The 26856-nt window shown below is 66.0% G+C and carries 25 protein-coding genes; 21 read left to right on the top strand and 4 right to left on the bottom strand.

The genetic code is table 11. From position 1 onward, the window contains the following. Window positions 1-481 precede the first annotated feature (481 nt). The gene (locus GLS40_RS10050) at window positions 482-1114 is read right to left on the bottom strand and encodes a GntR family transcriptional regulator (protein ID WP_160382624.1); all 633 of its coding nucleotides are present in this window, start codon (window positions 1112-1114) and stop codon (window positions 482-484) included. 184 nt (window positions 1115-1298) lie between these two features. Between GLS40_RS10050 and GLS40_RS10045 the strand changes: the two genes are divergently transcribed. The 18 genes from GLS40_RS10045 to GLS40_RS09960 all read left to right on the top strand — a co-directional run bounded on the left by GLS40_RS10045 (window position 1299) and on the right by GLS40_RS09960 (window position 19737). Continuing rightward, complete coding sequence (locus tag GLS40_RS10045; RefSeq protein ID WP_235905876.1) at window positions 1299-2858, top strand: ABC transporter substrate-binding protein; 1560 nt, start codon at window positions 1299-1301, stop codon at window positions 2856-2858. A 60-nt stretch (window positions 2859-2918) separates the two neighbouring features. Next, window positions 2919-3860, top strand: a complete 942-nt coding sequence (locus GLS40_RS10040) for an ABC transporter permease (protein ID WP_160382622.1) — start codon at window positions 2919-2921, stop codon at window positions 3858-3860. After that, a complete protein-coding gene (locus GLS40_RS10035; protein ID WP_160382621.1) occupies window positions 3857-4711 on the top strand; it encodes an ABC transporter permease in 855 nt (284 codons plus the stop codon). Before GLS40_RS10040 ends, GLS40_RS10035 begins: the two co-directional genes overlap by 4 nt. Next, window positions 4711-5721: an ABC transporter ATP-binding protein gene (locus tag GLS40_RS10030; RefSeq protein WP_160382620.1), complete on the top strand. Its 1011-nt coding sequence runs from the start codon at window positions 4711-4713 to the stop codon at window positions 5719-5721. Before GLS40_RS10035 ends, GLS40_RS10030 begins: the two co-directional genes overlap by 1 nt. Next, on the top strand, window positions 5718-6704 hold the full coding sequence (locus tag GLS40_RS10025; RefSeq protein WP_160382619.1) for an ABC transporter ATP-binding protein: 987 nt from the start codon (window positions 5718-5720) through the stop codon (window positions 6702-6704). Before GLS40_RS10030 ends, GLS40_RS10025 begins: the two co-directional genes overlap by 4 nt. Then, window positions 6697-7323, top strand: coding sequence for a GDSL-type esterase/lipase family protein (locus GLS40_RS10020; protein WP_160382618.1), 627 nt, complete (start codon window positions 6697-6699; stop codon window positions 7321-7323). Before GLS40_RS10025 ends, GLS40_RS10020 begins: the two co-directional genes overlap by 8 nt. A 662-nt stretch (window positions 7324-7985) precedes the next feature. After that, complete coding sequence (gene dctP, locus GLS40_RS10015) at window positions 7986-9023, top strand: TRAP transporter substrate-binding protein DctP (RefSeq protein ID WP_160382617.1); 1038 nt, start codon at window positions 7986-7988, stop codon at window positions 9021-9023. A gap of 134 nt (window positions 9024-9157) precedes the next feature. Beyond that, entirely contained in the window at window positions 9158-11071 is a 1914-nt protein-coding gene (locus GLS40_RS10010; protein ID WP_160382616.1) for a TRAP transporter large permease, read from the top strand. Between the two features lie 28 nt (window positions 11072-11099). Beyond that, window positions 11100-11927, top strand: coding sequence for an SDR family NAD(P)-dependent oxidoreductase (locus tag GLS40_RS10005; RefSeq protein ID WP_160382615.1), 828 nt, complete (start codon window positions 11100-11102; stop codon window positions 11925-11927). Continuing rightward, window positions 11927-12718, top strand: coding sequence for an SDR family oxidoreductase (locus tag GLS40_RS10000; RefSeq protein ID WP_160382614.1), 792 nt, complete (start codon window positions 11927-11929; stop codon window positions 12716-12718). The genes GLS40_RS10005 and GLS40_RS10000 overlap by 1 nt, the downstream gene beginning before the upstream one ends. An 80-nt stretch (window positions 12719-12798) precedes the next feature. Then, window positions 12799-13482, top strand: coding sequence for a GntR family transcriptional regulator (locus GLS40_RS09995; RefSeq protein WP_202076042.1), 684 nt, complete (start codon window positions 12799-12801; stop codon window positions 13480-13482). Window positions 13483-13623: 141 nt separating this feature from the next. After that, on the top strand, window positions 13624-14550 hold the full coding sequence (locus GLS40_RS09990) for an NAD(P)-dependent oxidoreductase (protein WP_328598890.1): 927 nt from the start codon (window positions 13624-13626) through the stop codon (window positions 14548-14550). Between the two features lie 26 nt (window positions 14551-14576). After that, on the top strand, window positions 14577-15371 hold the full coding sequence (locus GLS40_RS09985; RefSeq protein WP_160382612.1) for an N-acyl homoserine lactonase family protein: 795 nt from the start codon (window positions 14577-14579) through the stop codon (window positions 15369-15371). Between the two features lie 46 nt (window positions 15372-15417). Next, window positions 15418-15819 (top strand): carboxymuconolactone decarboxylase family protein, encoded by a 402-nt coding sequence (locus GLS40_RS09980; RefSeq protein ID WP_160382611.1) that lies wholly within the window; start codon window positions 15418-15420, stop codon window positions 15817-15819. A 66-nt stretch (window positions 15820-15885) separates the two neighbouring features. Then, window positions 15886-17076: an FAD-dependent oxidoreductase gene (locus GLS40_RS09975; RefSeq protein ID WP_160382610.1), complete on the top strand. Its 1191-nt coding sequence runs from the start codon at window positions 15886-15888 to the stop codon at window positions 17074-17076. A gap of 68 nt (window positions 17077-17144) precedes the next feature. Continuing rightward, entirely contained in the window at window positions 17145-18227 is a 1083-nt protein-coding gene (locus tag GLS40_RS09970; RefSeq protein ID WP_160382609.1) for an alpha/beta hydrolase, read from the top strand. Window positions 18228-18361: 134 nt separating this feature from the next. Next, window positions 18362-19435 carry an aromatic ring-hydroxylating dioxygenase subunit alpha gene (locus GLS40_RS09965; protein WP_160382608.1) on the top strand — a complete coding sequence of 358 codons (1074 nt, stop codon included), beginning with the start codon at window positions 18362-18364 and terminating at the stop codon, window positions 19433-19435. Window positions 19436-19512: 77 nt separating this feature from the next. Then, on the top strand, window positions 19513-19737 hold the full coding sequence (locus GLS40_RS09960) for a hypothetical protein (RefSeq protein ID WP_160382607.1): 225 nt from the start codon (window positions 19513-19515) through the stop codon (window positions 19735-19737). Between the two features lie 36 nt (window positions 19738-19773). On the opposite strand, the gene GLS40_RS09955 is transcribed toward GLS40_RS09960, so the two are convergent. Continuing rightward, on the bottom strand, window positions 19774-20952 hold the full coding sequence (locus tag GLS40_RS09955) for a cytochrome P450 (RefSeq protein ID WP_160382606.1): 1179 nt from the start codon (window positions 20950-20952) through the stop codon (window positions 19774-19776). Between the two features lie 184 nt (window positions 20953-21136). On the opposite strand from GLS40_RS09955, the gene GLS40_RS09950 reads away from it, so the two are divergent. Next, window positions 21137-22468 (top strand): MmgE/PrpD family protein, encoded by a 1332-nt coding sequence (locus GLS40_RS09950; protein WP_160382605.1) that lies wholly within the window; start codon window positions 21137-21139, stop codon window positions 22466-22468. Window positions 22469-22551: 83 nt separating this feature from the next. Here the strand turns inward: GLS40_RS09950 and GLS40_RS09945 are convergent, their stop codons facing one another. Then, window positions 22552-23406, bottom strand: a complete 855-nt coding sequence (locus GLS40_RS09945; RefSeq protein WP_160382604.1) for a LysR family transcriptional regulator — start codon at window positions 23404-23406, stop codon at window positions 22552-22554. A 95-nt stretch (window positions 23407-23501) separates the two neighbouring features. Here GLS40_RS09945 and GLS40_RS09940 point away from each other — a divergent pair, with 95 nt between their 5' ends. Continuing rightward, window positions 23502-23918 carry an ester cyclase gene (locus GLS40_RS09940; protein ID WP_160382603.1) on the top strand — a complete coding sequence of 139 codons (417 nt, stop codon included), beginning with the start codon at window positions 23502-23504 and terminating at the stop codon, window positions 23916-23918. Between the two features lies 1 nt (window position 23919). Next, window positions 23920-24984 (top strand): SDR family oxidoreductase, encoded by a 1065-nt coding sequence (locus tag GLS40_RS09935; protein ID WP_202076041.1) that lies wholly within the window; start codon window positions 23920-23922, stop codon window positions 24982-24984. 438 nt (window positions 24985-25422) lie between these two features. On the opposite strand, the gene GLS40_RS09930 is transcribed toward GLS40_RS09935, so the two are convergent. After that, window positions 25423-26694 (bottom strand): SGNH/GDSL hydrolase family protein, encoded by a 1272-nt coding sequence (locus GLS40_RS09930; RefSeq protein ID WP_160382602.1) that lies wholly within the window; start codon window positions 26692-26694, stop codon window positions 25423-25425. Window positions 26695-26856: the final 162 nt, after the last annotated feature.

Below are 26856 nucleotides of genomic sequence, written 5' to 3'. Positions count from 1 at the left end.
GTTCAGCTCGCGCTCGCTCATGATCAACATTCCCACGGACACACTCCAATCCTGCTTGATCAACAGGGAAGTGTGACATTTCTACTTTGCAGATGTGGGACATTTTAACTTTGCGCGTACAGCCGCATTTCTAATAATCATGATTATGTCACAAATAATCTCTGAGCGACCACGATCCACTGCACAGGGCCGCGGCCTTTGCGCGGCAACAGCTGGTAAAGGCGGCTCCCACGGGCATCGTGGGGTCTGTTGCCCCTCCGGATCGGTTGCACTGAAACAGCGCGCTGACGCGGGCCGAACCGGCCGATCTGCTGCACCTTCTGGCGGGCCATGCGCAACGCATGGGCTCTTCAGCGGCGCATGGTGTCGAGGACGGCGCCCTTACAAGCACCCCGGCATTGACCTGAGGCGGCGGCCCCATGTCTTCCTCTCGGCTATCGCCCCCACAGCACTCGTCATCTGCCGGTCCTCAATCCCGGCCCTAGCCGTTGGGAAACAACACGCGGAAATTGTCGGCCTGTATGGCGACGTGGTTCCAGACGGCATTGCCTGCCCCCTCCGCATCGCCGGCAAACAACGCCGCCACGATGGCCTCGTGTTCCTCAAAGGATTGCGACACCCGGTTGATCGAGCGGAGCTGCAGGCGGCGGTAGGGTTGCAAGCGGCGGTGCAAGGCCGTGGCCTGCTGTTCCAGGAACGGATTGCCGCTGGCCCGGTAGAGCGCCTGGTGGAAGGCCTCGTTCTCGTAATAATAGGCATCCGTCCCGATATCCCGCGCGGTCCGGCAGGCCTCGTGCGCCGCCTGGATTCGCGCGCGATCGTCTTCGGTCATGTGCCTGGTTGCCAGACGAACGGCCAGAAATTCCAGCCCCGCCATCATTTCGAACATGTTCACCAGCTCGGTCGGAGAATTTTCCCGCACCACCGTGCCGCGCCGTTCGCGCACTTCGACAAGGCCCGTCTCATGCAGTTGTCGAAGCGCTTCGCGTACCGGTGTGCGCGACACTCCATATTGTTCCGCAAGCACTTTTTCCTCCAGCCGCTCACCTGGAGAAAACTTGCCGGACAGGATCGCTTCCTCGATCTGATCCCGCAGAGTGTTCTTCTTTGACATGATGCAAGACACCTCTCAATGTGTGCTTGTCTGCTTCTCGTGCATACAAGGGATTGACGCGCGCACACAAACGCTTTTACCAATCCTACATTCGGTGCCGGTTGGAAGCAATTCGCACCAGTCCGAGGAAGGCCGCGGCAAAAAGCCGAGGTAGACCCATTGGGAGGATAAACCGTTGAAATTCATGAAAACCGCCAGCTTGGCGGCACTGATGACCTGCGCGTCGTTCGGACTTGCGCAGGCTGAAAGCGTGCTGAAGATCCGCGATGTCGGGGATATCCAGCAGATGGACCCCCTGCTGAGCACCAACTACCCCATGCGCGACATGTCCTACCTGATCTGGGACACCCTGTTTGCCGTTGACGCCAATTTCGAAGTCCAGCCGCAGATGGTTGGCGACTATTCGGTCAGCGACGATGGCAAGACCTATGAATTCACGCTGCGCGACGGGCTGATGTTCCATGACGGCGCGGCGGTCACCACGGCCGATGTCATCGCCTCGATCGAGCGCTGGATGTCGAAGGACAGCCTGGGCCTGCAGATCAAGAAGCGTCTCGACAAGATCGAAGCCATTGACGACACCTCCTGGCGGATCGTGCTGACCGAACCCTTCGGCCAATTGCTGAACGGTCTGGGCCGCATGACCGCCTACCCGCTTTTCATCATGCCCGAACGCCTGGCCAAGACGCCCATCGGGGAAAAGCTGCCCGACCTGACCGGCTCTGGCCCGTTCAAACTGGCGGACTGGCAGCCCGGCGTGGTCTTCGCGGTCGAGAAATTCGACGACTACGCGCCGCGCGACGAACCCCCCAGCAACCTGGCCGGTGGCAAGCTGGCCAAGGTGGACCGGATCGAACGCCTCACCATTCCCGACGGCATGAGCGCGCTGAACGCACTGCTGGCCGGCGAAATCGACATGCTGACCGGCGTTCCCTATGACGCCATCGCCCTGCTCGACGGGGACGACAGCATCGAATACGGCCCCCGCCCGATGCTGGGCCAAAGCGTTCAGATCGTCCTGAACCACACCCAGCCTCCGCTGGACAACATCAAGGTGCGCCAGGCCGTGCAACTGGCGCTCAGCCAGGAAGCCTTCATGCTGACCCTGCTGGGCGATCATGACGAGCTTTACGAGATCTGCCCGTCGATCTTCATGTGCGGTGCGCCCTATGCGACGGACGTGAACAGCGAACGCTACATGACCGAGGACTACGAAGGCGCCAAGGCGCTGCTGAAAGAGGCAGGATATGACGGCACGCCGATCACCTTTCTGCACCCCACCGACCAGCAGTTCCAGCGCGACATGGGCATCGTCCTGATCGACAAGCTGCAAAAGGGCGGCTTTGTCGTCGACGACCGCCAGATCGACCTGGCGACCATGTTCTCGCGCCGCAACAACAACGGGCCGGTGGCCGAGGGCGGCTGGAACATGTTCCTGACCGCATTCGGCGGCGATGCGATGATGGATCCCCTGACCAACCCCTATGTCACGGGCGCCTGTGAAAACGCCTTTGTCGGCTGGCCCTGCGACGAGGAACTGCAAGCCAACTGGAACGAGTTCCTGCTGGCGGGCGATGCCGAGGCACGCAAGGCGGCCGCGGTGAAAATCCAGGACCGCTCGAACGAGATCGTGACCTTCGTGCCGATGGGCCAGTACTCCGGCGTCTCCGCCTGGAGCAGCAAGCTCGACGGCCTGATCCAGAGCCCGCTGCAGGTCTACTGGAACATCGAAAAGTCCGAATAACCTCCCCCTCAACTGCGGCGGGCCGGCCCTTGTGACCGGCCCGTCTTTTCAGGAGGCACCATGAATTCCTTCGTTTTCAAACGGCTTCTGTCGGTCGTTCCCGTTGTCCTTGTTGTCCTGGTCACCGTGTTCCTGCTCCTGCACATCGGCCCCGGCGATCCCGCCGCGATGATTGCCGGAGAAAACGCGACACGCGAACAGATCGAAGAAATCCGCCAGCGCCTGATGCTTGACCGGCCCCTGCTGGAACAGCTCTGGCTGTACCTCGGGAATGTCGCCTCGCTCAATTTCGGGGAATCCGTCTATTCCGGCTTTCCGGTGATGTCGCTGATCCTCCAGCGGGTCGAGCCGACCGCGATCCTGGCGATCTACACCATGGTCCTGTCCATCCTGATCTCCATTCCGATGGGGGTCTGGGCCGCCTGGCGCGCCGGCACCACGCTGGACCGCGCGCTGGTCATCGCCTCGGTCATCGGGTTTTCCGTGCCGGTCTTCGTGATCGGCTATGCCCTGGTCGAGATCTTCGCCCTGCGGCTGCGCTGGTTTCCCGTGCAGGGGTACAAGTCCCTGGCCGACGGTTTCCTGGCCTGCATCCGCAGCCTGACCCTGCCCGCGATCACACTGGCCTTCCTGTTTTCGGCGCTTGTGGCGCGCATCGCCCGGGCGACCATGCTCGAAGTGCTGTCCGAGGATTACATCCGCACCGCCCGCGCCAAGGGCGCGCGCAACCGGCGGGTGCTGATCGTCCATGCGCTCAAGAACATCGGCGTGCCGGTGGTGACGGTGATCGGGACCAGCTTTGCAGCGCTTCTGGGCGGGGTCGTGATCACGGAATCGGTGTTCAACATCCCCGGCATGGGACGGCTGACCGTCGATGCGATCCTGACCCGGGACTATCCTGTGGTGCAGGGCGTGCTGATCTCTTTTTCCTTCGTGCTGATCGCGATCAACCTGCTGGTCGATCTGTCTTATGCGCTCTTTGATCCGAGGGTTCGCCAATGAGTGTCGCAAGCATCACTGCACCCGGCAAACGCGGGCCCGAATGGCTGACGATCCCGGTGTGCATCAGTCTGTTCTTCCTGCTGATGATCCTGGGCATGGCCGTCTTCGGGCCGATGATCCTGGGCAATGGCAACGAGCTGAACCCCATGATGCGGCTCAAGCCGCCCAGTGCCGAGGCCTGGTTCGGCACCGACAACCTGGGCCGCGACATCTTTGCCCGCACGGTGTCGGGGGCGCGCAACTCGGTCATCGTCGGGGTCACCACCGCCGCGCTGGTGCTGCTGGTGGGCGGGGCGCTTGGCGTGATCGCCGGGTATTTCCACTGGGCCGACATGGTGCTGATGCGGGTGGCCGATGGGCTCATGGCGATCCCCGGCATCCTGCTGGCCATTGCGCTGGTGTCGCTGCTGGGGGGCGGGCTGGTGACGGTGATCATCGCGATTGCCGTGCCCGAGATCCCGCGTACCGCCCGGCTGCTGCGCAGCGTGGTGCTGTCGATCCGCGAACTGCCCTTTGTCATGGCCTCGGTCTCGGTCGGTTCGGCCACGCACAAGATCATCCTGCAGCATATCGTGCCCAATGCCATCGGCGCGCTGATGGTGCAGGCCACCTATGTCTGCGCCGCCGCGGTGCTGAGCGAAGCGGCGCTGAGCTTCCTCGGCGTCGGCACGCCACCGGATGTGCCAAGCTGGGGCAACGTGGTGGCCAGCGGCAAGGATTACTTCCGCCTGGCGCCCTGGATCATCGCATTTCCGGGCATCATGCTGTCGATCCTCGTGCTTTCGATCAATATCCTGGGCGATCAGCTGCGCGATCAGCTTGACCCGCGCCTGACAAAGAGACGGCCATAATGACACAACCCTTTCTCAGCGTGCGCAACCTGTCGGTCAGCTTCGGCGCCAATGGCGAGGCAAAGGTGGTGAACGGCGTCTCTTTCGACCTCGAAGCGGGCAAGACCCTGTGTCTTGTCGGGGAATCCGGGTCCGGCAAGAGCGTGACGGCGACCTCTCTGATGGGTCTGCACCCGGCCAAGACCACCCGGATCACCGCCGACCGGATGGAGCTGGACGGCATCGACCTGTTGTCCTGCGACGAGGCGCGGTTCGCCGAGCTGCGCGGCACCAAGATGGCGATGATCTTTCAGGATCCGATGTCCTCGCTCAACCCGGCGCTGACCATCGGTTTCCAGCTGCGCGAAGCGGTGTTCCTGCACGAAAACCTCAGCCGCGCGGATCAGGATGCCCGGGTGCTGGAGGTCCTGCAGCGGGTGCGCATTCCCGATCCCGAACGGCGGATGACGTCCTATCCGCACGAGCTGTCGGGGGGCATGCGCCAGCGGGTGATGATCGCCATGGCGCTGATCTGCCGGCCCAAGCTGCTGATCGCGGATGAACCGACAACCGCGCTGGACGTGACGGTGCAGGCCCAGATCCTCTGGCTGCTGGGGGAATTGCAGCGCGAATTCGGCACCGCCATCATCTTCATCACCCACGACCTGGGCGTGGTGGCCGAGATCGGCGATGACGTGGCGGTCATGTATGCCGGGTCGCTGGTCGAAAAGGGCAGCGTCTTCGATATCTTCGACCGGGCGTCGCACGGCTATACCGCCGGGCTGCTGTCGGCCACGGCCGAGTTTCACCCCGGCCAGACGGCCAGCAAGCGCCTGGTGGAGATCCCCGGATCCCTGCCGCAGTTCTCGAACCTGCCGCAGGGCTGCAACTTTGCCGACCGCTGCGCCTTTGCCGCGCCGTCCTGCCTGGACCGCACGCCCGACTGGCGCGAGGTCGCGCCGGGGCATGTCACCAGCTGCGACCAGCCGGTCGGCGCCTTCGACGCCCCGAAAAAGGAGACGGCACGATGAGCCGGGACATGGTGATGCAGACCCGCGACCTGGTGCGGCACTTCCCCATCGGGGGCAAGCAGAAGGTCCATGCGGTCAACGGCGTGTCGATGGAGATCGCGGCCGGCGAAACCCTTGCGCTTGTCGGGGAAAGCGGCTGCGGCAAATCCTCCTTTGCGCGGCTGATCATGGGGCTGGACCGGCCGGATTCCGGTTCTGCCCGGTTGCTGGGACAAGAGCTGACGCAGCTGCGCGGCGCGGGGCTGCACGCGCATCGCAAGGCGGTGCAGATGATCTTTCAGGATCCGACCTCCTCGCTCGACCCGCGCTGGACGGCCGAGGCCATCGTCCGCGAGCCGCTGGACAATTACAAGGTCGGCACGCCCGACGAGCGCCGCGCCAGGGTGCTGGACCTGCTGGACCGGGTCGGGCTGGGCGCGCATTACGCCGAACGCTACCCGCACGAGATGTCGGGCGGACAGAGGCAGCGCCTTGGCATCGCCCGCGCGCTGGCGCTGGAACCCCGCCTGCTGGTCGCGGACGAGCCGGTTTCCGCGCTCGACGTGTCCATCCGCGCGCAGGTTCTGAACCTGCTCTGCGATCTGCGGGACGAGATGAACCTGTCGCTCCTGTTCATCTCGCATGACATCGGCGTGGTGTCCCATGTCAGCGACCGGGTGGCGGTCATGTACCTCGGGCGGGTGATCGAGACGGGCAAGACCTTCGATGTGCTCAACAACCCGAAACATCCCTATACCAGCGGTCTGCTCGAAGCGGTGCCGCGCCCGCATCCCTCGCAGCGCCGCGAACGCGCGCCGCTGGACGGGGATCCGCCCAGCCCGATCCATCTGCCGCAGGGCTGTGCCTTCCGCGACCGCTGCCCCGTGGCGATGGAGGTCTGCGGCCGCTTCACGCCCGCGCTGAAACCCGACGCCGAAGGGCGCATCGTGGCCTGCCACCATGCCAATCCCGTCAAACCCGAGCTAGAGCCCACCCATGTATAAAGCGCCCGAAGACATCCGGACCAACCGCTTCGAAGACGACGTCACCGGCCTGCTGACCCGGCTGTCACGGGGCGGGTTGCCCGAGCGGCCGATTGCCTTTTACGGCTCGTCCTCGTTCCGGCTCTGGCCATCGGTGAACCGCGATCTCGGTTCGCTCGACATCGTGAACCTCGGCTTTGGCGGCGGCACCTACCTGTCGGGGCTGCATTACTTCGACACGCTTCTGGCGCCACTGAACCCGGCCAAGGTGGTGCTCTATTTCGGCGAGAACGACATCGCCAATGACGGGCTCACCGGGGCATCGGCCTTTGCCAATTTCCTGAAGCTGCAGGACCGGATCGGCACCGCCTTTCCCCAGGCGCAGCTGTTCGTGCTGGAAACCAAGCAAAGCCCGACGCGCTGGATCTATGCCGATGAGGTCGACACCCTGAACGCGTTGCAGCGCGAGTGGTGCGAAGGCCGCCCGGACGCCCGTTTCGTGGCAACCTCTGCCGGGCTGATCGGCGAGAATGGCCGGCCCATCGGGCGGTATTACGAGGGCGACTTCATCCATCTGAACGCCTCTGGCTATGCCATCTGGGCGGATATCCTGCGCAGGGAACCCGGCCTTCTGACCTGATCGCCGGGCCGCTGTACGATGCACGGGGCAAGAGGCGCTGCCCCCTGGCCCCTTCGCTTGCCTGCGCCGTGCCTGCGCGTGAGGCCCCGCCCCTGACTGCAGGCCCGTCGAATGACGCGCGACCCCGGCGTGCAAGCCCCGGCGCCCTGTCGCGCGTTTCATGCTGTCGGAGGACATGCCGATCGGGCAGATGATCGCGCGTGAGGCCGAACACAATGCGCGCGATCCCGTCCCACGCCGCGACCGGGTCACGATCATTCCGGTGCCTACCCCGCGCAGCGAACCCACCCGTCCTGTGGCGCGAGACTCGGATGTGGCGCCCCTGCAGGACGCACGGCGCCGGCCCGTCGATCTGGCCGGGGCCCATCGGATGCCCCACGCCCTCGGCGCAGGCGGCCATCATCGCCGGATGATCCTGCCGATTGCCAGGCCGGGGCCGAGCAGTATCGAGCCGCCGGGCATGTCCGGGCTGGCCGTCCCGCCGGAACACCTCCCCCTGCCGAACGGGCCCCTCTCAAGGTTGACGCCGGCGGACCGAGAGAGTATTGCCTTGCTTTCCAACTTTGGTAGTATCATCATACAATAATCTACCAGACGTCCCTCAGGGAACGGGGTGAGGAACGGGTGGCGTCTTATCGCGGCCCGAAAAAGGGAGGAATTCAATGTCCATCACTACTAATTTCACGCGGCTGACCGGCAAGCTCGGCGCATTGGCCCTGGCCGGCGCGGTGTCGTTCGGGCTTGGCTCGGCGGCGCAGGCCGAAACCTTGATCAAGTTCGCGACGGCCCTGTCGGCCGACAGCGGCCTGATGAAGGTGGCCTATGGCCCCTGGATCGACGAGCTCAACGAACGGGCCAAGGGCGAGTTCAGGGTGCAGGCCTTTCCGCCGCCCTTTGCGAATGCGGTGAACGTCTGGAACCGCGTCGTCGACGGGGTGGCCGATATGGGCATCGTCGTGCTGCCGCCGACCGGGCTGCCGTTCACCGGGTCCCATGTGACCACCGTTCCCGGGACCGGTGACAACGTGGTCGCGGGCTCGGTCGCGCTCTGGAAGCTGTACGAGAAGGGCTTGCTGAAGGGCGAATATGACGATGTGAAGCTTCTGAACCTCGTCACCGTGCCGGCCAACGTCTTCATCTCCAAGACCGAGGTCGACAGCATGGACGACGTGAAGGGCATGAAGGTCCGCGCCAATGACAAGAACTCGGCCGCCGCGCTGACCAACCTCGGCGCCTCGCCAATCGCGATCCCGTTCTCGGAAGCCTACCAGGCGCTGTCCAAGGGCGTGGTGCAGGGCGGCGTGGCAAATGGCGTGACCATCGTCGGCTTCAAGCTGGGCGAGGTGACGGGCTATCAGGTCGACAACGTCTTTTTCGGCATGGTTCCGGCCGCCTTCGTGATGAACAAGGATTTCTACGACGGGCTCAGCGACGAGGCCAAGAAGATCCTGGAATCGGTGTCGGGCCTTGAAGGGTCCATCGACAACGGCATGCGCCAGCGGGCCTATGACGAGTCCAACCGCGCCTATCTGGAAGCCGACAAGAACTACCACTTCGTGACACTCTCGGACGTGGAGAAGGCCAAGTGGGACGCCGCCCTCGCCAAGGTGGCTGACCAGTGGGCGGCCGAAACCCCGAACGGCGCGGAAATCCTCAGGGTCTATACCGAGGAATACAAGAAAGCCGCCGCGCAGTACTGAGCTCCGGGTTCGCATGACAGAGGCGGCCGCGTCCGGCGCGGCCGCCTTGATGCGGTTCCGGCATCGCGCCGACAGGGGGAGGAGCGGTCATGATGTCTTCGGACACAGAACGACAGGATGCGGGAACGGCTTCCATGCCCCGGCCCGCGATGCAGGCCCATCCCTATGTCGCCGGGGCCGACGCCGCCCTGGCGGCCCTGAACCGGACCATCGCCTCGGCGGGCGTGGTGCTGATGCTTGCGGTGGCGCTGTTCACCGTCGCCGACGTCATCATCCTGCGCGCGATCTTCAACGCGCCTTTCGCCGGGTCAAACGAAGTCTTCACGATGCTCTTCTCGGTGGCCATCGCGGCGGTGCTGGCCAGCGGCATCTCGGACCGCGCGACACTGCAGATCGACATCCTCGACACCGTGCTGCCGGAACGGGTGGTGAACTGGCTCAGGGCGATCGGCTCGGCCATCTACCTCGTCATGCTGGTCCTGCTGTTCATCGGCATGATCGAACACACGATGACCATGCGCGAGCGCGGCATCATCACGACAATCCTGCAGATGCCGACCTGGCCCTTCATGGCCGCCGTGACGGCGTTGCTGGTGCTCACCATTCCGGCGCAGCTCCTTGTCTTCCTGGACGAGGCGACGCGCCTGCCCGGCCGGTTCGGCGCTGTCGTGATCGCGGCGCTGATCGGCGCGGCGGTCTGCCTGGGCGCGTATTTCGGCGTCCTGTCGCTGCAATCCTATCTGCTTGGCAGCATGCTGACGGCGGCGCTTGGCGTCTTTGTCCTGCTCTGGATCATGATCCTTTTCTTCGTGCCGCTGTCCGCCGCGATGCTGTTCTGCGCGGGGCTGGGGATCACCGGCACCTTCGGCTTCGACACCGCGGTCAACATCGCCGCCTCCGAAACATCGGAGCTGCTGACCAGTGCCGATCTCGCCATCATTCCGCTGTTCCTGATGATGGGCGGCTTTGCCGTGGCAAGCGGCATGTCGGGCGACATCTACCGCTTTGCCCATGCCCTTTTCGCGCCGTTCCGTGGCGGCCTTGCCATGGCGACCGTGGGCGGCTGCGCGGGGTTCGGGGCGCTGACCGGTTCCTCGGTGGCGACCGTCGCCTCCATCGGCGGCGCGGCCTATCCCGAGATGCAGGCGCGCGGATATGCCCGCACCCTCGCCACGGGCAGCATCGCCGCAGGCGGCACGCTGGGGCAGCTCATCCCGCCCTCAACCGCCATCGTGGTCTATGCGCTGCTGGTCGAGGAATCGATTGGCACGATGTATATCGCGGTGCTTGTCCCTGCCCTGCTGACCATCCTGTTCTACATGTCGGCCATCGCGTTGCAGGTCTATTTCAACCCGGCCGCCGCGCCCAGCCGGTCCGCCTGGGACCGGGCCGAACTCTGGGGTTCGCTTCTGGCCTGCGGGCCGGCGATCCTGCTGTTCGCGCTGGTGATCGGGGGCATCTTCTTCGGCATCTTCACCGCGACCGAGGCCGCGGCGGTCGGCGCCATCCTGGCCTTCCTCGTCGCGCTCTGGCGCGGCAAGCTGTCGGGCGGGTCCTTCTGGCGGGTCGCATCCGAGACGACGCGATCGACCTCGATGATCTATTTCGTGATCATCGGGGCGCTTGTCATCACCTTCTTCATGGCCTCGACCGGCGTCGCGCCGGTGGTGACGGGCTATCTGCTGAACACCGGCCTGCCCCCTCTCGTCATCCTGTTCCTGATTGCCATCCTCTTCGTGCTGCTTGGCAGCGTGATGGATTCGATGACGATCATGATGATCACCGCCTCGACCATGGCGGGCGTCATCACCGGGCTTGGCTACGATCAGGTCTGGTGGGGCATCGTGATGGTCATGCTGGTGGAGCTTGGCGTGGTGACGCCGCCCTTCGGGCTGAACCTCTTCGTGATGAAGAGCGTCGCGCCGGATGCCAAGCTGTCCGAAGTCTATCGCGGCGTGATGCCCTTCGTTCTGGCCGACGTGATCAAGATCGCCCTGCTGATCCTGATCCCCGGGCTGACGCTGTGGCTTCCCTCGCTGGGACAATGACGGCCTGGGGCCGGGAAGGACGGATGACATGAACCTCGCCGACACGTTTTCGGTCGCGGGCCGGGCCGCCATCGTCACCGGCGGGGCAAGCGGGCTTGGCCTGGCCTTTGCCGAAGTGCTGGCGGCGCATGGCGCCTCTGTCACCCTGCTCGACATGGACGCGGCGGCGCTGGAGCGCGAGGTCACCCGGCTGGTGGCCGAAGGGCACGACGTGCAGGGCGCGCAGCTGGACGTGACCGACCGCGCCGCGCTCGACGCGGCCTTTGACGCGGTGGCCGGCCGGCAGGGGCGGCTCGACATCGTCTTCGCCAATGCCGGGATCGACCCCGGCCCGGGCTTTGCCACCCTCTCCCCCGCCGGCGAAAGGGTCGACGCGCATCGCATCGAGGCGGCAGAGGACGCGCCCTGGCTGAAGGTCGTCGACCTGAGCCTGAACGCCGTGTTCTACTCGATCCGGGCCGCGGCGCGCCACATGCGGCCAAGGGGGACGGGCAGCATCGTCGTCACCACCTCGGTTTCGGCCCTGCGCCCCGCGCCGGCGCTGAACGCAAGCTATGCCGCCGCCAAGTCCGGTGCCGCGCAGCTGGTCCGCGCCGCGGCAATCGAGCTGGCGCAGGACAATGTCCGCGTCAACGCCATCGCGCCCGGCCCCTTCGTGACCAATATCGGTCAGGGTCATATCCGCGATCCCGAGGTTCAGAAACGCTTTGCCGCGGGCGTTCCGATGGGGCGTGTGGCCTTGCCGGATGAGGTGAAGCCGCTTGCGCTCTACCTCGCCTCGGATGCGTCCTCTTTTGTCACCGGCCAGCAGATCGCCATCGACGGCGGCGCGTCGCTCCCCGCCGCGCGGTTCTGATGGCGGGCCCGCTCAGCGGTCGCGTGGCCCTTGTCACCGGGTCCGATGCGGGGCTGGGCCTCGACATAGCGCAGGACCTGGCCACGGCAGGCGCGCGGGTCGTGCTGACCGGGATCGCTGCGGACGAGGCAGGCAGGGGGATCGCCGCCGATCTCGCCCGCAAGGCAGGGGTTCAGACCCTGTTCCACCCCGCCGACCTGCGCGACCTGGCCGCCATCGAGCGGCTGGTCGCGGCGGCCGAGGACCGGTTCGGCGGCATCGACATCCTGATCAACAACGCGGTGGTGCGCCATTTCCACCCGGTCGAGGAATACAGCCCGGCGGAATGGGACCTTGCGCTTGCCGTCAACCTTTCGGCGCCGTTCCATCTGGCCCGCCTGCTGGTTCCGGGCATGAAGCGGCGGGGATGGGGGCGGATCGTCAACCTTTCGTCGATCTACGGCCAGCGGGGCGCTGCCAACCGCGTCGACTATGTCACCACCAAGACGGGACTGCTGGGGATGACCCGCGCGCTTGCCGTGGAACTGGCGCGCACGGGGATCACCTGCAACGCGGTCAGCCCCGGCACCCTGCCCACCGGGGCCATCCTGGACAGGATCGCCGCGCAGGCGCGCGCCGAGGGGATCGGGATGGAGGAGGCCCAGGCCGCATATCTGATCGGGCGCAACCCGACGGGCCGTTTCGTGGGCACCGCGGCGGTTTCGGCGATGATCCGTCTGCTCTGCTCGCCCGCCGGCGATGACATTACGGGCGCGACCCTGCCGGTGGACGGCGGCTGGTCGGCCGCCTGACCCGCCATGCTTGCAGGCCATTTCAACGAACCGGGAACACTGATATTGTATGATTATGCAACCATAGGCCGGAAGATCACGTGAGCCAGACCACACCCGCCAAGTTTGAAATGAAGGCCGAACGTGTCGCGGCCCCCCTGCGCCATACCGTCACCGAAAACATCCGGAACGCGATAGCCCTGGGTCATTTCGTGGGGGGCCAGCGCCTGCCGGAACGCGAATTATGCGAACTCACCGGGGTCAGCCGCACCCTTGTGCGCGAGGCGCTGCGCCAGCTCGAAACCGAGGGGCTGATCGACATCGTGCCCCATCGCGGGCCAATCGTGGCCCGGCTGACCAGGAAACAGGCCGAGGATCTCTATCGCGTGCGCGAAGAGCTCGAAGGGCTGGCGAGCGAGCTTTTTGCCGAAAGCGCGGATGACGAGGCCCGCGCGCGGCTGAAAGTGGCGTTCGAGCAGATCAAGGCGGCGGTCCACACCACCGACCGGCTGGTGCGGCTGGAGGCCAAGAACAACTTTTACGCCTGCCTCTTCGAAGGGTCGGGCAACACCGCGATCGGGCCGAGCCTGGGCTATCTCAACTCCAAGGTCGTCCTTCTGCGGGCGACATCGCTGCAGCAGGCGGGCCGGCTGGAGGAGTCGGTGAAAGAAATCGGCGCGGTCGTGGACGCGATGATGGTCCGCGACGGGAAAACCGCACGCCGCCTGGCGGTGGAACATGTCCGCAACGCCGCCGCGGTGGCCCTCAAGAACATGCCCGGCTGACCCCCCCGGCAGGACGGTGGGCAAACCGCCGACCGGGGCGCGGCATTTTCCGTTTTAGGATTGTGTTACGGTAATACCCATACTATCCATACTCTTGACGCCGTTCCACCTGTTGGCCCGATCCGACCCCGTGGCGCGGAGATGTCGAGGCAGCAGGAGAGGGAGGACGCCATGCAGGAAGAACTTGGCTTTGTCGGTCTGGGAAACATGGGCGCCCCGATGGCGGCACGCATGCAGGCGGCCGGTCTGTCGCTGGTCGTCCATGACACCAACGCCGCCGCGACACAGCGTTTCGTCGACAATGGCGCCACGGCCGTGGACTCGCTGCGCGAGCTGGCGGACCGGGTGGGCACGATCTTCCTGTCTCTGCCGACGCCCGATGTGGTGCGCCGCGTCGCGCAGGGCCTGGAAGGCCGCGCGCTGGTGCGGGTTGTCGACCTGTCGACCACCGGCCCGGAAGCCTCGCGTGCCATTGCCGCCGACCTGGCCGGGCGCAATGTGCGCTGGCTCGACTCTCCGGTCAGCGGCGGTGTCTCGGGCGCCGTGGCGGGCACGATTTCGGTCATGTTCTCGGGCCCGCGTCAGGATTTCGATGACCTGCGCGCGCCCTTCGAGGCGATTGGCAAGCCGTTCTATATCGGCGACAGCGCCGGTCTGGCCCAGACCATGAAGCTGGTGAACAACATGCTGTCCGCCACCGCCATGGCCGTGACGGCCGAAGCCCTGTCGATGGGCGTGCGCTCGGGCCTCGATCCCAAGGTGATGCTGGACGTGATCAATGTCAGCAGCGGGCGCAACACCGCCACGATGGACAAGTATCCCAACCGGGTGCTGACCGGCAGCTTCGACGCGGGCTTCACCACCGGGCTGATGAGCAAGGACGTGCGCCTGTTTGTCGAAACGGCCAAGACACTCGGCCTTGACGTCGCGGCCTGTTCGGCGGTGCTGGCGGAATGGGACAGGGCGCTTGAGGAACTTGGCCCCGACAGCGATTTTTGCCGGATCGCAGAGCTTGCGGAATCGCGCGCCGGGGTCTCCCTTCGGGCGAAGGAGCGCGAAGGGGCATAGGCCCGACCGGGCCGGGAGGAGACCGGATGACCCCTTACGAGATCTACGCGATCCGCTACGGCCACAACGCCAAGGCGACCGTCGCCGGGAATTTCCTGGGCGGCGATCCGCATGACGGGCCGATGCCGATGGATTACTTCATCTGGCTGATCCGCAACGGGTCGCGCAGTTTCGTGCTGGACACGGGCTTTGACGCCGAAATCGCGCGCAAGCGGAACCGCGAGCTGGTGAACGATCCGGGGCAGGCGTTGGCCCGGCTGGGCGTCGATCCGGACTCGGTGGGCGACGTGATCCTGTCGCATATGCATTTCGACCATGCTGGAAACCACGCGCTGTTCCCCCGCGCGCGCTATCACCTGCAGGACAGCGAGATGGCCTATTGCACGGGCCGCTGCATGTGCCACGACGCGATGCGCCACCCGTTCGAGGAAGCCGACGTCGTCGAGATGGTGCGCAAGGTCTATGCCGGGCGCGTCACCTTTCATGACGGAGTGTCTGAACTGGCGCCGGGGCTGGAGCTGCACCACGTGGGCGGCCACAGCATGGGCCTGCAGGTTGTCCGGGTCTGGACCCGGCGCGGCTGGATGGTGCTCGCCTCGGATGCGAGCCACTATTACGCCAACATGGAACAGGGCCGTGCCTTTCCGATCCTGCACAGCCTGGCCGACACGCTTGAGGGCTACAACCGGATCTATGCCCTCGCCACGGATCGCTCCGGCGTCATACCCGGGCACGATCCGCGCAAGATGACGCTTTACCCGCCGGCGGGGCCAGGGGCCGAAGGGGTCGCCATTCGCCTTGACGCCGACCCGACCGACTGACCCGGCGCCGCCCCGCGCAGGCGCGATACCAGCAAAGGAGTACCACATGGAAGATTTCTTCGAGTCGGGTCTGGAAGACCTGTTTGAAGCCGGGCTTGCAAAGCGCAAAGCGACGCTTGGCCCCGAATATGTCGAAAAGAACCTGGCCGCGGCTGACGATTTCTCGCGCCCGTTCCAGCAGGCGATGACCTCGTGGTGCTGGGGCTTCGGCTGGGGGGACGAGACGATCGATGTCAAGACGCGCAGCATGATCAACCTGGCCATGCTGGGCGTGCTGGCCCGCGCGCAGGAGTGGGAGACCCACTGCCGCGGCGCGATCCGCAACGGCGTCTCGAAGGAAGAGATCCGCGCGATCATCCACGTGGTCGCGATCTACGGGGGCGTGCCCTGCGGCGTCGAATGCTTCCGCCTCGCGCGGAAGGTCCTGACCGAGGAAGGCTTGCTCTGATCCGCAAGATCGCCCCGGGTCCGACCGGCCCCGGGTGTGCCACGCAGGCAGTAAGGGAGATATGAAATGGATGACGTCATCATCGTCGGCGGCGGCCCGACCGGGTTCCTGAACGCATTGGGCCTGGCGCGGGCCGGGGTAAAGGTGCGCCTGCTGGAACGCGCGCCGGGCATTCAGGATTCGCCGCGCGCCATGGTCTATCACTGGTCGGTCCTCGACGGGATCGAGAAGCTGGGCATCCTGGACGATGCCTATCGGATCGGGTTCAAGAAGCAGGATTACTGCTATCTCGTGCACAAGACGCAGGAGAAGATCTTTTTCAGCCTGAATGTGCTGGAAGGCCATGTCCGCCACCCGAACAACCTGCATATGGGCCAGAACAAGCTGGCCGAGATCGCGATGGCGCGCCTGTCGAACCATGCGAATGCCAAGGTCGAATTCGACACCAAGGTCACCGGACTGACCCAGGACGCCGAGGGCGTCACGGTCCGCGCCGAGGCACCAGGCGGCCCGGTCGAGCATCGCGCGAAATACGTGATCGGCGCCGACGGGGCCGCCAGCACGGTGCGCGAGTTGCTGGAGCTGCCCTTCGAGGGCATGACCTGGCCCGAACGCTTCGTGGCGACGAACCTCTATTACGATTTCGAGAAGTTCGGTTATGCCCGCTCGATGATGGTGATCGACGACCGGGACGGGGCGATCATCGCCAAGATCGACAATGACGGCCTGTGGCGCTGCACCTATATGGAAGACGCCTCGCTTCCCGAAGAGACCTTCATGGAGCGCCTCCCCGAGGCCTATTCGCGCCTCCTTCCCGGCAACGAGAGCTATGAGGTCAAGCTGGCCAGCCCCTACCGGATGCACCAGCGCTCGGCCCCGACCTTCCGCAAGGGGCGGGTGGTGCTTGCGGGCGACGCAGCCCATGCGACGAACCCGACGGGCGGGCTGGGCCTCACCTCGGGGCTGTTCGACACCTTCGCGCTCTACCCCACGCTTGCGGCGATCATCATGAACGGCGCGACGGACGATGCGCTGGACCGCTGGAGCGCCGAGCGGAAGGACAAGTTCGACAACATCGCCTCGCCCCAGGCGGTAAAGAACAAGCGGATGATCTATCACGCCAATGGCGGAGGCCAGGCGCTGGAGGAGGCGCTGATCGGCATGCGCCAGCTGACGGATCATCCCGACGTGGCCCGGGAACGCGCGATGTTCACCAAGACGCTCGAAACAGCGCCGCCACTGCCCGAAACCGTGTGACGGCGTGCGCCGCACCGGGCGGTTCCCGTCCCAGTGCGGTCCCTGTCCGTCCGTGCGAAAGCAGGCCCATGACCCGATCCTTCCGCCCCGCCGATCTTCACGCCAGCGCAGGCGCAGAGCTGCGCCTTGCCGCGCAGGGGTTCTTCTGGACCGGGGCGCAGCCTGTCGATCTGCCAGGTGGCAAGGCGCTGCGCGGGCAGATGTATGTGGAATACTGGATCCCCTCCGATCTGCGCCACGCCCTGCCCATCGTGATGATCCATGGCGGGGGCGGTCAGGGGCTCGACTATCTCGGCACCGCCGATGGCGGCGAGGGCTGGGTGCACTGGTTCGTCCGGCGCGGCTATGCCGTCTATGTGGTGGACCGCCCCGGTCACGGCCGCGCGCCGCATCACCCGGCGGTGCAGGGCGAGATGGGCCCGCCCCCGGTCGCCGCCTTCATCGAAAAGCTGTTTTCCCGGCCCGAGGCGGAGCCCGGGCAATATCCGAGTGCCGCACTGCACAACCAGTGGCCGGGCAGCGGGCAATTGGGCGATCCGGCGTTCGATACCTTCTTTGCCGGGGCTGGCCCCATGGCCGCCGATATCGGGCAGAGCCACACGGATTGCCAGGCGGCGGGTGCCGCGCTGCTGGACCTGATCGGGCCCGCGATCCTGCTGACCCACAGCGCGGGCGGGCCGACCGGCTGGCTGATGGCGGATGCGCGCCCGGGCCTTGTGGCGGGGATCGTCGCGGTGGAACCCGTGGGTCCGCCCTTTGCCGACCGGCCAAGCGGGCGGCTCGCCTGGGGGATCACCGCCGCGCCGATGACCTTCGACCCGCCCGCCGCGCACCCCGGGGATATCGCGACCGAGGAACGGCCCGCACCGTTCGAGGGCGCGGTGCCCTGTCGCGTCCAGGCCGAACCCGCCCGGCGCCTGCCCAACCTCTGCGGCTTTCCCATCGTGGTCGTGACCGCCGAGGCCTCCTGGATGTCCGCCGACAATCACGGGATGGTCGATTTCCTGGCCCAGGCCGGGGCGGATGTCGCCCATATGCGGCTCGAAGACGAGGGGATCCACGGCAACGGACATGCCATGATGCTGGAGCGGAACAGCCACGAGATCGCCGCCGCAATCGAGCACTGGCTGGTGCGCAACGGCCTGTCCTGACCACGGCCGCCGGAGCAGGACGCCGGACCCGAGGCATGTCGACCCGAACCTGCTGCGGGCCTGCGCGGCCTTCACGACAGCCGGGCGACGGGCGAACACCTGCGGGCCTGCCCCGCACAGCGAGGGAGGAAGCTATGGAGCGCATATTCGTCAAACGGGCCTGGTACATGGTCGCCTGGTCGGACGAGATCGCCGCCGGCGACAAGCACAGGGTCATGGTGATGAACGCGCCGATCGTGCTCTACCGGGACACCGCCGGCAGGCTGGTCGCGCTTGAGGACCGGTGCTGCCATCGCGCAGCGCCGCTTTCCATCGGGCGGATCGAGGGCGATGACTTGCGCTGCATGTATCACGGGCTGAAATTCGACCGCACCGGCCGCTGCATCGAGATTCCCGGCCAGGACCGTATCCCGCCCCATGCCTGTGTGCGCAGCTATGCGGTCACGGAAGGCGGCGGATGGGTCTGGATCTGGATGGACGACCCGGCAAGCGCCGACCCGGATCTGATCCCGCCGGTTCGGGCGGTGGACGATCCCGCCTGGATCTTCCGCCGGGGGCATCTGGATTACGACGCGAACTACATGCTGATCAACGACAACCTGCTCGACTTCTCGCATCTGTCCTATGTGCATGAGAACACGTTTGGGGATTCCCCGCTTTTCGCGCTGACGCGGCCGCGGATTTCCAAGCTGGACCGCGGTGTCCGGATCAGCCGCTGGCTGCGGGACATGCCGATGCCGCGCACCTCGCTCAAGGGGGGCAGCGGCAAGACCGACCGCTGGATGACTTACGATTTCCTCGTCCCCGGCGCGCTGCTGATGACATCGGGCACCTACCCCGCCGGGACCGCCGAGCGCTGCGGCGATCAGGCGCCGGACGGGGTGGACCCGATCGAGGCCTCCTGCACCTGCCAGCTGATCCTGCCGATCACCGACACGACCGCGCGCTATTTCTTTACCAACGGTCCCTCGTCGCGCACGGGCAGCGCAGAGCAGGCCGAACATGCGATGCAACTGACGCTGCGCGCCTTTGACGAGGACAAGGAGATGATCGAGGCGCAGAGCCGCACGCTGAGCCTGGACCCCTATGTCAAGATGGTCCCGGTTTCGGCCGATGCGGCGCTGTCGATGTTCCGCTGGAAGATGAACGACCTGATGAAGGCAGAGGCCGAACAGGCAGAGCCCGGCACGGAAGGGGCGGTCGCGTGAACGGCGTTGCTTTCCGCGCCGTCTGCGCCCGGGCCACGGCCCTCGCGGTCACCTGCGGCAGATACGGGGCGGCCTAGGTGGAACCGGCCAGCCACACCGACCTGTCCGGCGAAGTGCGCCGCACCCTCACAGCGGTCGGCGCCGAAATCGAGTCCGTTGCGGACGATGGCGGCACCGTCACGATCCGGTTCCGCTGCGTTTCGGACCCCGTCACCGTGACCGAGGCGATCGACGACTTGCGCTTGCGCCTGGCGCAGCGCGGCACAGCGCGCGCGATTGTCTCTTACCTGCGGCTTGTGTGAGGGCCACCCGGCGGGGCCTGGTGGCGGCGGCCGCTTTCAGCCCGGATGCAGGCGCAGCGGCACGTGATCCCAGCCGGAGGCCTGGTTGTTGACCTTGCGGGTGCACGCGCCGGTCAGCTCGATCCGCTCCACGCGGCGGACGAGCGCGCCGACGATGGCTGCGAATTCCATCCGGGCAAGCGCCTGGCCCGCGCAGGCATGGATTCCCATGCCAAAGGAGGTGTGGCCCAGGACCCGCTTGCGATCCACCATGAAACGGTCGGGATCCTCCCAGGCGGCCGGGTCGCGGTTGGCGACGCCCAGCACCGTGGCGATCCTGTCGCCCTTCCTGAGGTCGACGCCAAAAAATTCCATATCCTCGCTCACGCCCCGGCCCAGAAGGCGCGAGGGCGGATCCATGCGGATCGTCTCTTCGAAGGCGGTGCGCACGAGCTTGGGATTGTCGCGCATCATCTGCCACTGGTCGGGATTGTCGGCCAGGTATTTCAGCCCGTTGCCGATGGCGAGGATCGAGGTGTCGAACCCGGCGCTGAAGACCACGATCACCATGATCGCCGCCTCTTCGGGCGTCAGGCGGCCCTCGTCGCCGAGCCGGTAGATCTGGCCCGCCATCCCGTCCGGCGTGACATTCTCGCGCCGCATCTGCTCTTCGAACCACTGGATCGTGTGGCCCGCGCGCTCGAGGTTTTCCTTGTAAAGCGGGCTGCCCGGCACGGTGGAGTTGAAGGCAAGTTCGGCCCAGGGCAGCAGCATCTGCCGGTCCATGTCGACCACGCCGAGGATGTCCGGAAACACCTTGAGCACAAAGCGCGAGGCGATATCGGCGATGCCGTCCACCTCGCCTCTGGCGACGATCTCGTCGGCCATGATCTCGGCCTGCTGGTTGAAATATGCCTCGTATTCCCTGAGCGCGACCGGCGAGAAGAGCTTCATCATCTCCTTGCGGTGGTCGCTGTGATCGGGCGGATCCTCCTGCACCATCAGGGTGCGGATATATTCGCGGTTGCCAAAGGCCTTCACCGTCGAGGTGAAGGACCGCCAGTCCTTGAGCAGCGCCTGCGTGACGTCGTAGCGGCCGGTGATGTAGGTGCCGTATTTCTCGAGCCAGAGGATCGGCGCGGGCGACAGTTCCCGCCCCATGATCGCGTTGGAATTCTTGATGACCTCGACCTCGAACGGGTCGATATGGGTGATCGGTACGGTCTCGTCGAGCATCGTTTCCCTCGGCCCCTGCTCCGGCGCATGCGGTGGCCGGTTTCCTCCTGATTTCGTATGATGGTATGACGAACTTTCAGGCACGACAAGCGGGAATCTCCCATCTTGGTCATACGGTCATACGATATTGACCGGGGTAAGGGAGGCCTCTACCGTCCCCGCGATCGCCCCCGAGGAGGACCAGATGACACAGACCGGCCCCGGCCCGAGCCGCTTGCTGGCGCAGTTCGTCCTTGAGGCGACCCCGCCGGACGAGGTGCTGCGTTTCACCGCGCTCGCGCTGAAAAACGCGCTGGCCTGCGCGATGGCGGCATCCGGCCTGGCCTCGATGCGCAAGATGGCCGCAATGGCGGTGCGAACCCCGGGCCGCGTGCCGCTGGCCGGGGCGGCGGGGGTCGCCGATCCGCTCTGGGCCGCGTGGTACACTGCGGCGGCGGCCAATGCGCTGGATTACGACGACACGCATATCCCCTCGATCCTGCACCCGACCTCGCCGGTGGCCGGTGCCGTCCTGTCGGCAGGCATCGACCGGGGCCGCAGCGGGACAGAGCTGCTGTCGGCGCTTGCCGCCGGGATGGAGGTCGCCTGCCGTTTCGCCGATGTTCTGTCCCCCCAGCACTACGCCGCCGGGTGGCACATTACCGCCACCTGCGGCGTATTCGGTGCCGCAGGTGGCGCGGCGCGGCTGCTGCGCCTGTCGCCCGAGCAGACGGAATGGGCCTTTGGCGGCGCGATGACCCGCGCCTCGGGTTTTGTCGGAACGCTGGGCACCGGGGCCAAGTCGCTTGGCGTCGGCGGGGCCGCGCGGGACGGGCTGCTGGCCGCGATGCTCGCCGGCGAGGGGCTGGACGGGCCGGCGGATCCGCTTGGCCTGAGGTTCGGCTTTCTCGACGTGCTGGGCAACGGCGCGGTCCACCCCGAGGCGCTGGTGGCCGATCTGGGGGTGCGCTGGCACATGCTGGACACGGCGCTGAAACCCTATCCCTGCGGCGTCGTCCTCAACCCGGTGCTGGACGCATGCATTGACCTGCACGCGGACCTGGCCGGGCGGGCAGAGATGATCCGCGCCGTTGAGCTGGCCGGACATCCGCTGCTGAAAACACGCACGGACCGGCCCGCACCCACGTCAGGCAACATGGCGCAGGTGAGTGCGCAGCACGCCGCTGCCGTGGCCCTGCTGACCGGCCGCGCCGGGCCGGAAGAGTTCAGCGACGCCGCCGTTGCCGATGCCGCTGTCAGAGCGTTGGGGCGAAAGGTCTCGGTCCTTGTGGATGAGTCCCACAGCCTGAACGGCGCGTGCGTGACGGTCGAGCTGAGTGACGGCACGCGGCTGAGCCGCCAGGTCGAACAGGCGCGCGGCAGTCTGGGGCAGCCGCTCACCGACAGCGACATTGATGCAAAGCTGCGGTTGGCCTGCGGCAACGAACTGGTTGCAGCGCCGTTGATCGCGGCATGTGACGCCGTGAAGGACGCGGCGAACCTGGACGCCCTGGCCGCGGCAATGGCCGGGGTCTGAGGACCGGCGGCCTTGTCGGGCTGGTCGCACCGGCATTGGCGGCGCGCGCTGCGGCACCGCGAACCTGTCTGATCTTGCCGGTCTCAGCCCGCCCGCTCTCCTTCCTCGCGCAGGGCATGGCGCAGCACGTCGAAGAACGCGCGCAGATGGGGTTGGCGCAGGGCCTGGGGCCGGGTGACCAGGAACACGTCCAACGGCGGCAATACGACCTGGCCAAAGGGCTGCACCAGGCCATTTGCCAGAAGGTCGGGCAGAACCGCCACGCCATAGCCGCTGGTGCAGGCCTCAAGCTGGGCCGAGAACGACGAGACCCGAAACCGCACCGATACGAACCCGGCCGCCCGCGCGGCGCGCAGGTGGGCCGTCTGATCGAATGGCGGCGACAGGTCGATCATCCGCGCATCCTCGGGCCGCGCGTGTTCGCCCATACGGCTGGCATGGTCCGGGGCGCAGTAGACGCCGAATGACAGCGACGCCACCTTGGAATAGATCAGCGACGGTTCCCCCAGGTGAATGGTCCGGACCGCGATATCGACCCCGCCCCGCGCGACCTTGGTGAGCGTCGAATCCACCAGCAGATCCACGGTGCAGCGCGGATGCAGGCCGACATAGCGGTCGATCGCCCGCGTCAGCACCGGCACGAATCCGTCGCCCGCCGTGACTGTCACACCGCCGGACAACTCTCCGCTGATGCTGACGGTCTGCTGCTGGAGTTCGCGTTCCAGACGTTCCGCCGTCACGGCGAGGGCGGCCCCCCGTGCCGTCAGGCGCAGGCCCTCGACGCCGCGTTCGACCACGGGTTCACCGATCTCGTCCTCCAGCCGGGTGATGCGCCGCGACAGGGTCGAAGCCGCCATGCCCAAAGCCTGCCCGGCCTGGAGGAAACTGCCCCGCCGCGAAATCGCGAGGAGCACGCGAAGATCGTCCCAATCGGTCATGGTTCATTTTGCGTCTGCGCAAAACGATTGTCCATTGCCGTGTGTTCTTGCAGCGCGCCCCCTGCCCTAGATTGGCGTGGCAGAGGAGATACGAGATGCACATTCCCTTCAACTTCGCCGAGCGCGCCACCGCCGCATTCAACACACGGGACCTGGACGGGCTGCTTGCCCTGATGTCCGAAGATTTTCACTTCGTCGATCCGATGACGGAAACCCGCGGCCACGAAGGGACCCGGGCGCGCGAACAGGCCCTGTTCGACGCCTTTCCCGATGTGACGGTCGAGATGTCGCCCGTCGCCTGGAACGACCGGCATATGGCGATGACGGCCATGTTCACCGGCACCTTCACCGGGTCCCTGGCCATCGGGGACCACCTGATCCCGCCAAACGGGAAGCCGTTCCGGTTCCGCTTTGCCGGGTTCTTCACCTTCAACGACACACATGCGACGCATGAAGAGGTGTTTTACGACCGCGTCACCCTGATGCAGACGCTTGGTCAGGACCCGGGCTGAGATGATGGCACGCGATACCAAAGTTGCCTTTGTCACCGGGGCGACCGGGCTTCTGGGCAACAACCTGGTCCGCGCGCTTCTGGCAGAGGGGGTTCAGGTGCGCGGCCTGGCACGCTCGGCCGAAAAGGCGCGACAGCAGTTCGGGGCCCTGGACGGGCTTGAAATCGTGCAGGGCGACATGGAGGACGTACCGGGATTTGCGGCGGCCCTGGCCGGATGCGACACGCTGTTTCACACCGCGGCCTATTTCCGCGACAGCTATTACGGTGGCCGTCATTGGGACAAGCTCAAGGCGATCAATGTCGACGCGACCGGGCAGCTGATGGCGGCGGCGTATTGCGCCGGCATCCGCCAGATCGTGCACACCAGCTCCATCGCCGTGGTGGACGGCGGCAAGGGTCAACTGGTGGACGAAAGCATGAAACGCCCCGTCGAGGGGGCGGATGATTACTATCGCTCCAAGATCCTGTCGGACCGTGTCGTCATGGCGCATCTGGACCGGCATCCCGACTGCTTTGGCGTCTTTGTCATGCCGGGCTGGATGCACGGGCCGGGCGACCGCGGGCCGACGGCGGCGGGTCAGTTCACGCTGGATTTCATGCGGGGCAAGCTGCCCGGCATTCCCCCCGCGACCTTTGCATTTGTCGATGCGCGCGACGTGGCGCAAGCCGAGATCCTCGCGCTGCGGCATGGAGGCCGGGGGGAGCATTACCTGGCCGCCGGGCGGCATGTCACCATGGCAGAGCTGATGCGCCTGTACGAAAGGACCACCGGGGTTGCCGCGCCCGGGCGGGGCATTCCGGCTGCGGCCCTATGGCTCATCGCCGGGGTTCAGGAGGCCGTCGCCCGCCTGACAGGCCGCCCCGCGCTGCTGAGCCTGGCGGCCGTGCGCAACATGCGCCGCGAATTCGACCGCAGCCGATTTGATCCGGCCAAGTCGCGGGAAGTGCTGGGCCTGTCCTTCCGCCCGATGGAAGAGACGATTGCCGCCGAAGTCGCCTGGTATCGGGACAATGGCATGCTGCCTGCCGCGCCCGGGCGGCCCGGGGCCGCGCATCCGGCATGAGCCGGTCACCCGGGCCCCGGCCTCCGGGTTCACCGGCCATTCCGGGGATCGGACAAGGTCAGCTTGTGTGAGAGGGTCCAGCCCTGCCCCGCGCTCATGCGGTTCACCGCGATGGAGGGCAACCGCAGCTCATTGACCGGGGCATTTGGCGCAAGCGGCCAAGGCCTGCGGTTCAGACGTGCCAAAGACCGGGGGGCCAAGACATTTGCCTTCCGCCGCCAGGAACGGCCCAAGGCATGCGGTGCACCGACCCGCGAGGCCGGGGTTCCGGAACGCGCTGTCGCGCATGACGATCTGGCAATGGCCTGGAAGGTTCAGCGCCCGCATCTGCGGACGCCAATCTGATTTTACCTCTGCTTTGGAGGTCATGACCCGGGTCCGAAAGGTCCCGGCACTGTCCCGACCGGCCCCCACAGTCCCGCCGCCGCTGGCGCATCGCTACTTCGCCGCGTCTTCGCCAAACAGAACGTCCGGCGACATTGCAGCGGCCACGACCCTGTTCCCCTCGGGCGAGAGATGCAGGTGATCGGCCTGGAGATCGGCACGGATCCGGTCCGGATCGTCCGGGTCGGCGACCAGTCGGTCAAGATCGACAACCGCGTCGAAGAGATCCGAGGACCGGATCCAGCTGTTGAGCTCCTGGCGCAGCCTGTCACGTTCCGGGCTGTAATAGCCTTCAAGAGGGGACCCGCTCAGCGCGTCCTTGAAGGGTGTGAGCGTTCCGACCACCAGCCGTATGCCATTCATCCGTGCCCTTGCGGACAGCTGCGCATAGGCCGCCTTGAGCGCGTCCAGCGTCAGGAACGGATCGTCGGGGGCAAAAGCCTGACCTGGCCAGGAAATGTCGTTGATGCCCATCAACAGAACCACGGTCCGGATATTCGGTCGCGACAACACGTCCCTGTCAAACCGCGCCAGCGCGTTTTCACCCATCTTGCTGTGCAGAAGCCGCGCCCCCGAGATGCCGGCGTTCACCACGGCGACATTCGATCCCACAAGGGCCTCGGCCAGAAAGTCGGGCCAGCGCGCGTTGAGATCGGGGCCCGATGCGGCGCCATCCGTGATCGAGTCGCCATAGGCCACGACGCCACGGACCTCGGGGTTCGCCTCGACAAGGATATCGCTCAGGAAAATCCGGGTGGGCAGTTCCGCCGCGTCGGTCATCTCGGCGGCCCCCGTCTGATCGCCGGGGGCGAGGTACGAGGTTTCCTGGCCATCCCAGTGAAATGTCCGGATTTCGGTCGGGCGCGAAAAATGCATCGAAACGGCCAGTTCGGACAGGCTGGCGACCTCCATCGGCACCGGATCGCTGACCATGGGCGCGCCGGCCGGGATCACGAATGCGCCCTGCCCCGAAAAGGTCACCGCGTGATGTGTCGACAGGTCGATCGCCCCGCCGCCTGTCGAGACGGCGACAGAGACACCGTCGACCGGCAGCGGGTCGTGCCCGTATTCGTTCGACAGCACGATGCGAAAGCTCTTGCCGCCCAGCGAGATGCGCAGCGGCTGGCGGAGGGTCTGCTGCCACAGATTGAACGGCAACAGGGTCGGGAGCGGGAAATTCCCCTCCCATATCGGTTGCGGGCTGGCCGACCATGTGGTGACCCAGCCGGATTCGGTGTTCGATTGGGCGGATACCGTGCCCGGAGCGGCTGCCACACCCAGGGCGCAGGCACAGGCGCATATGGTTCGTTTGAGGCTGTTCGTCATGGCCATCTCTATTCTCGCGAAGTCGTTTCAAGGACCTCGGTCACGCGACTGGTGACAAGGTGGCCGCAGCCTACGCGCCTGAGCGGGCGGGGGTAGCCGCATCCCGGCACAACTGTTTTGAGTGGATTCCAAAGGTGAAACCGCCAACAGGACGCGCCGTGG

This window comes from Pseudooceanicola pacificus, assembly GCF_009789075.1.
Taxonomy (GTDB): Bacteria; Pseudomonadota; Alphaproteobacteria; order Rhodobacterales; family Rhodobacteraceae; genus Pseudooceanicola; species Pseudooceanicola pacificus.
Note: the sequence above shows the minus strand (reverse complement) of the source record. Positions and strands in the feature narration are given on the sequence as shown.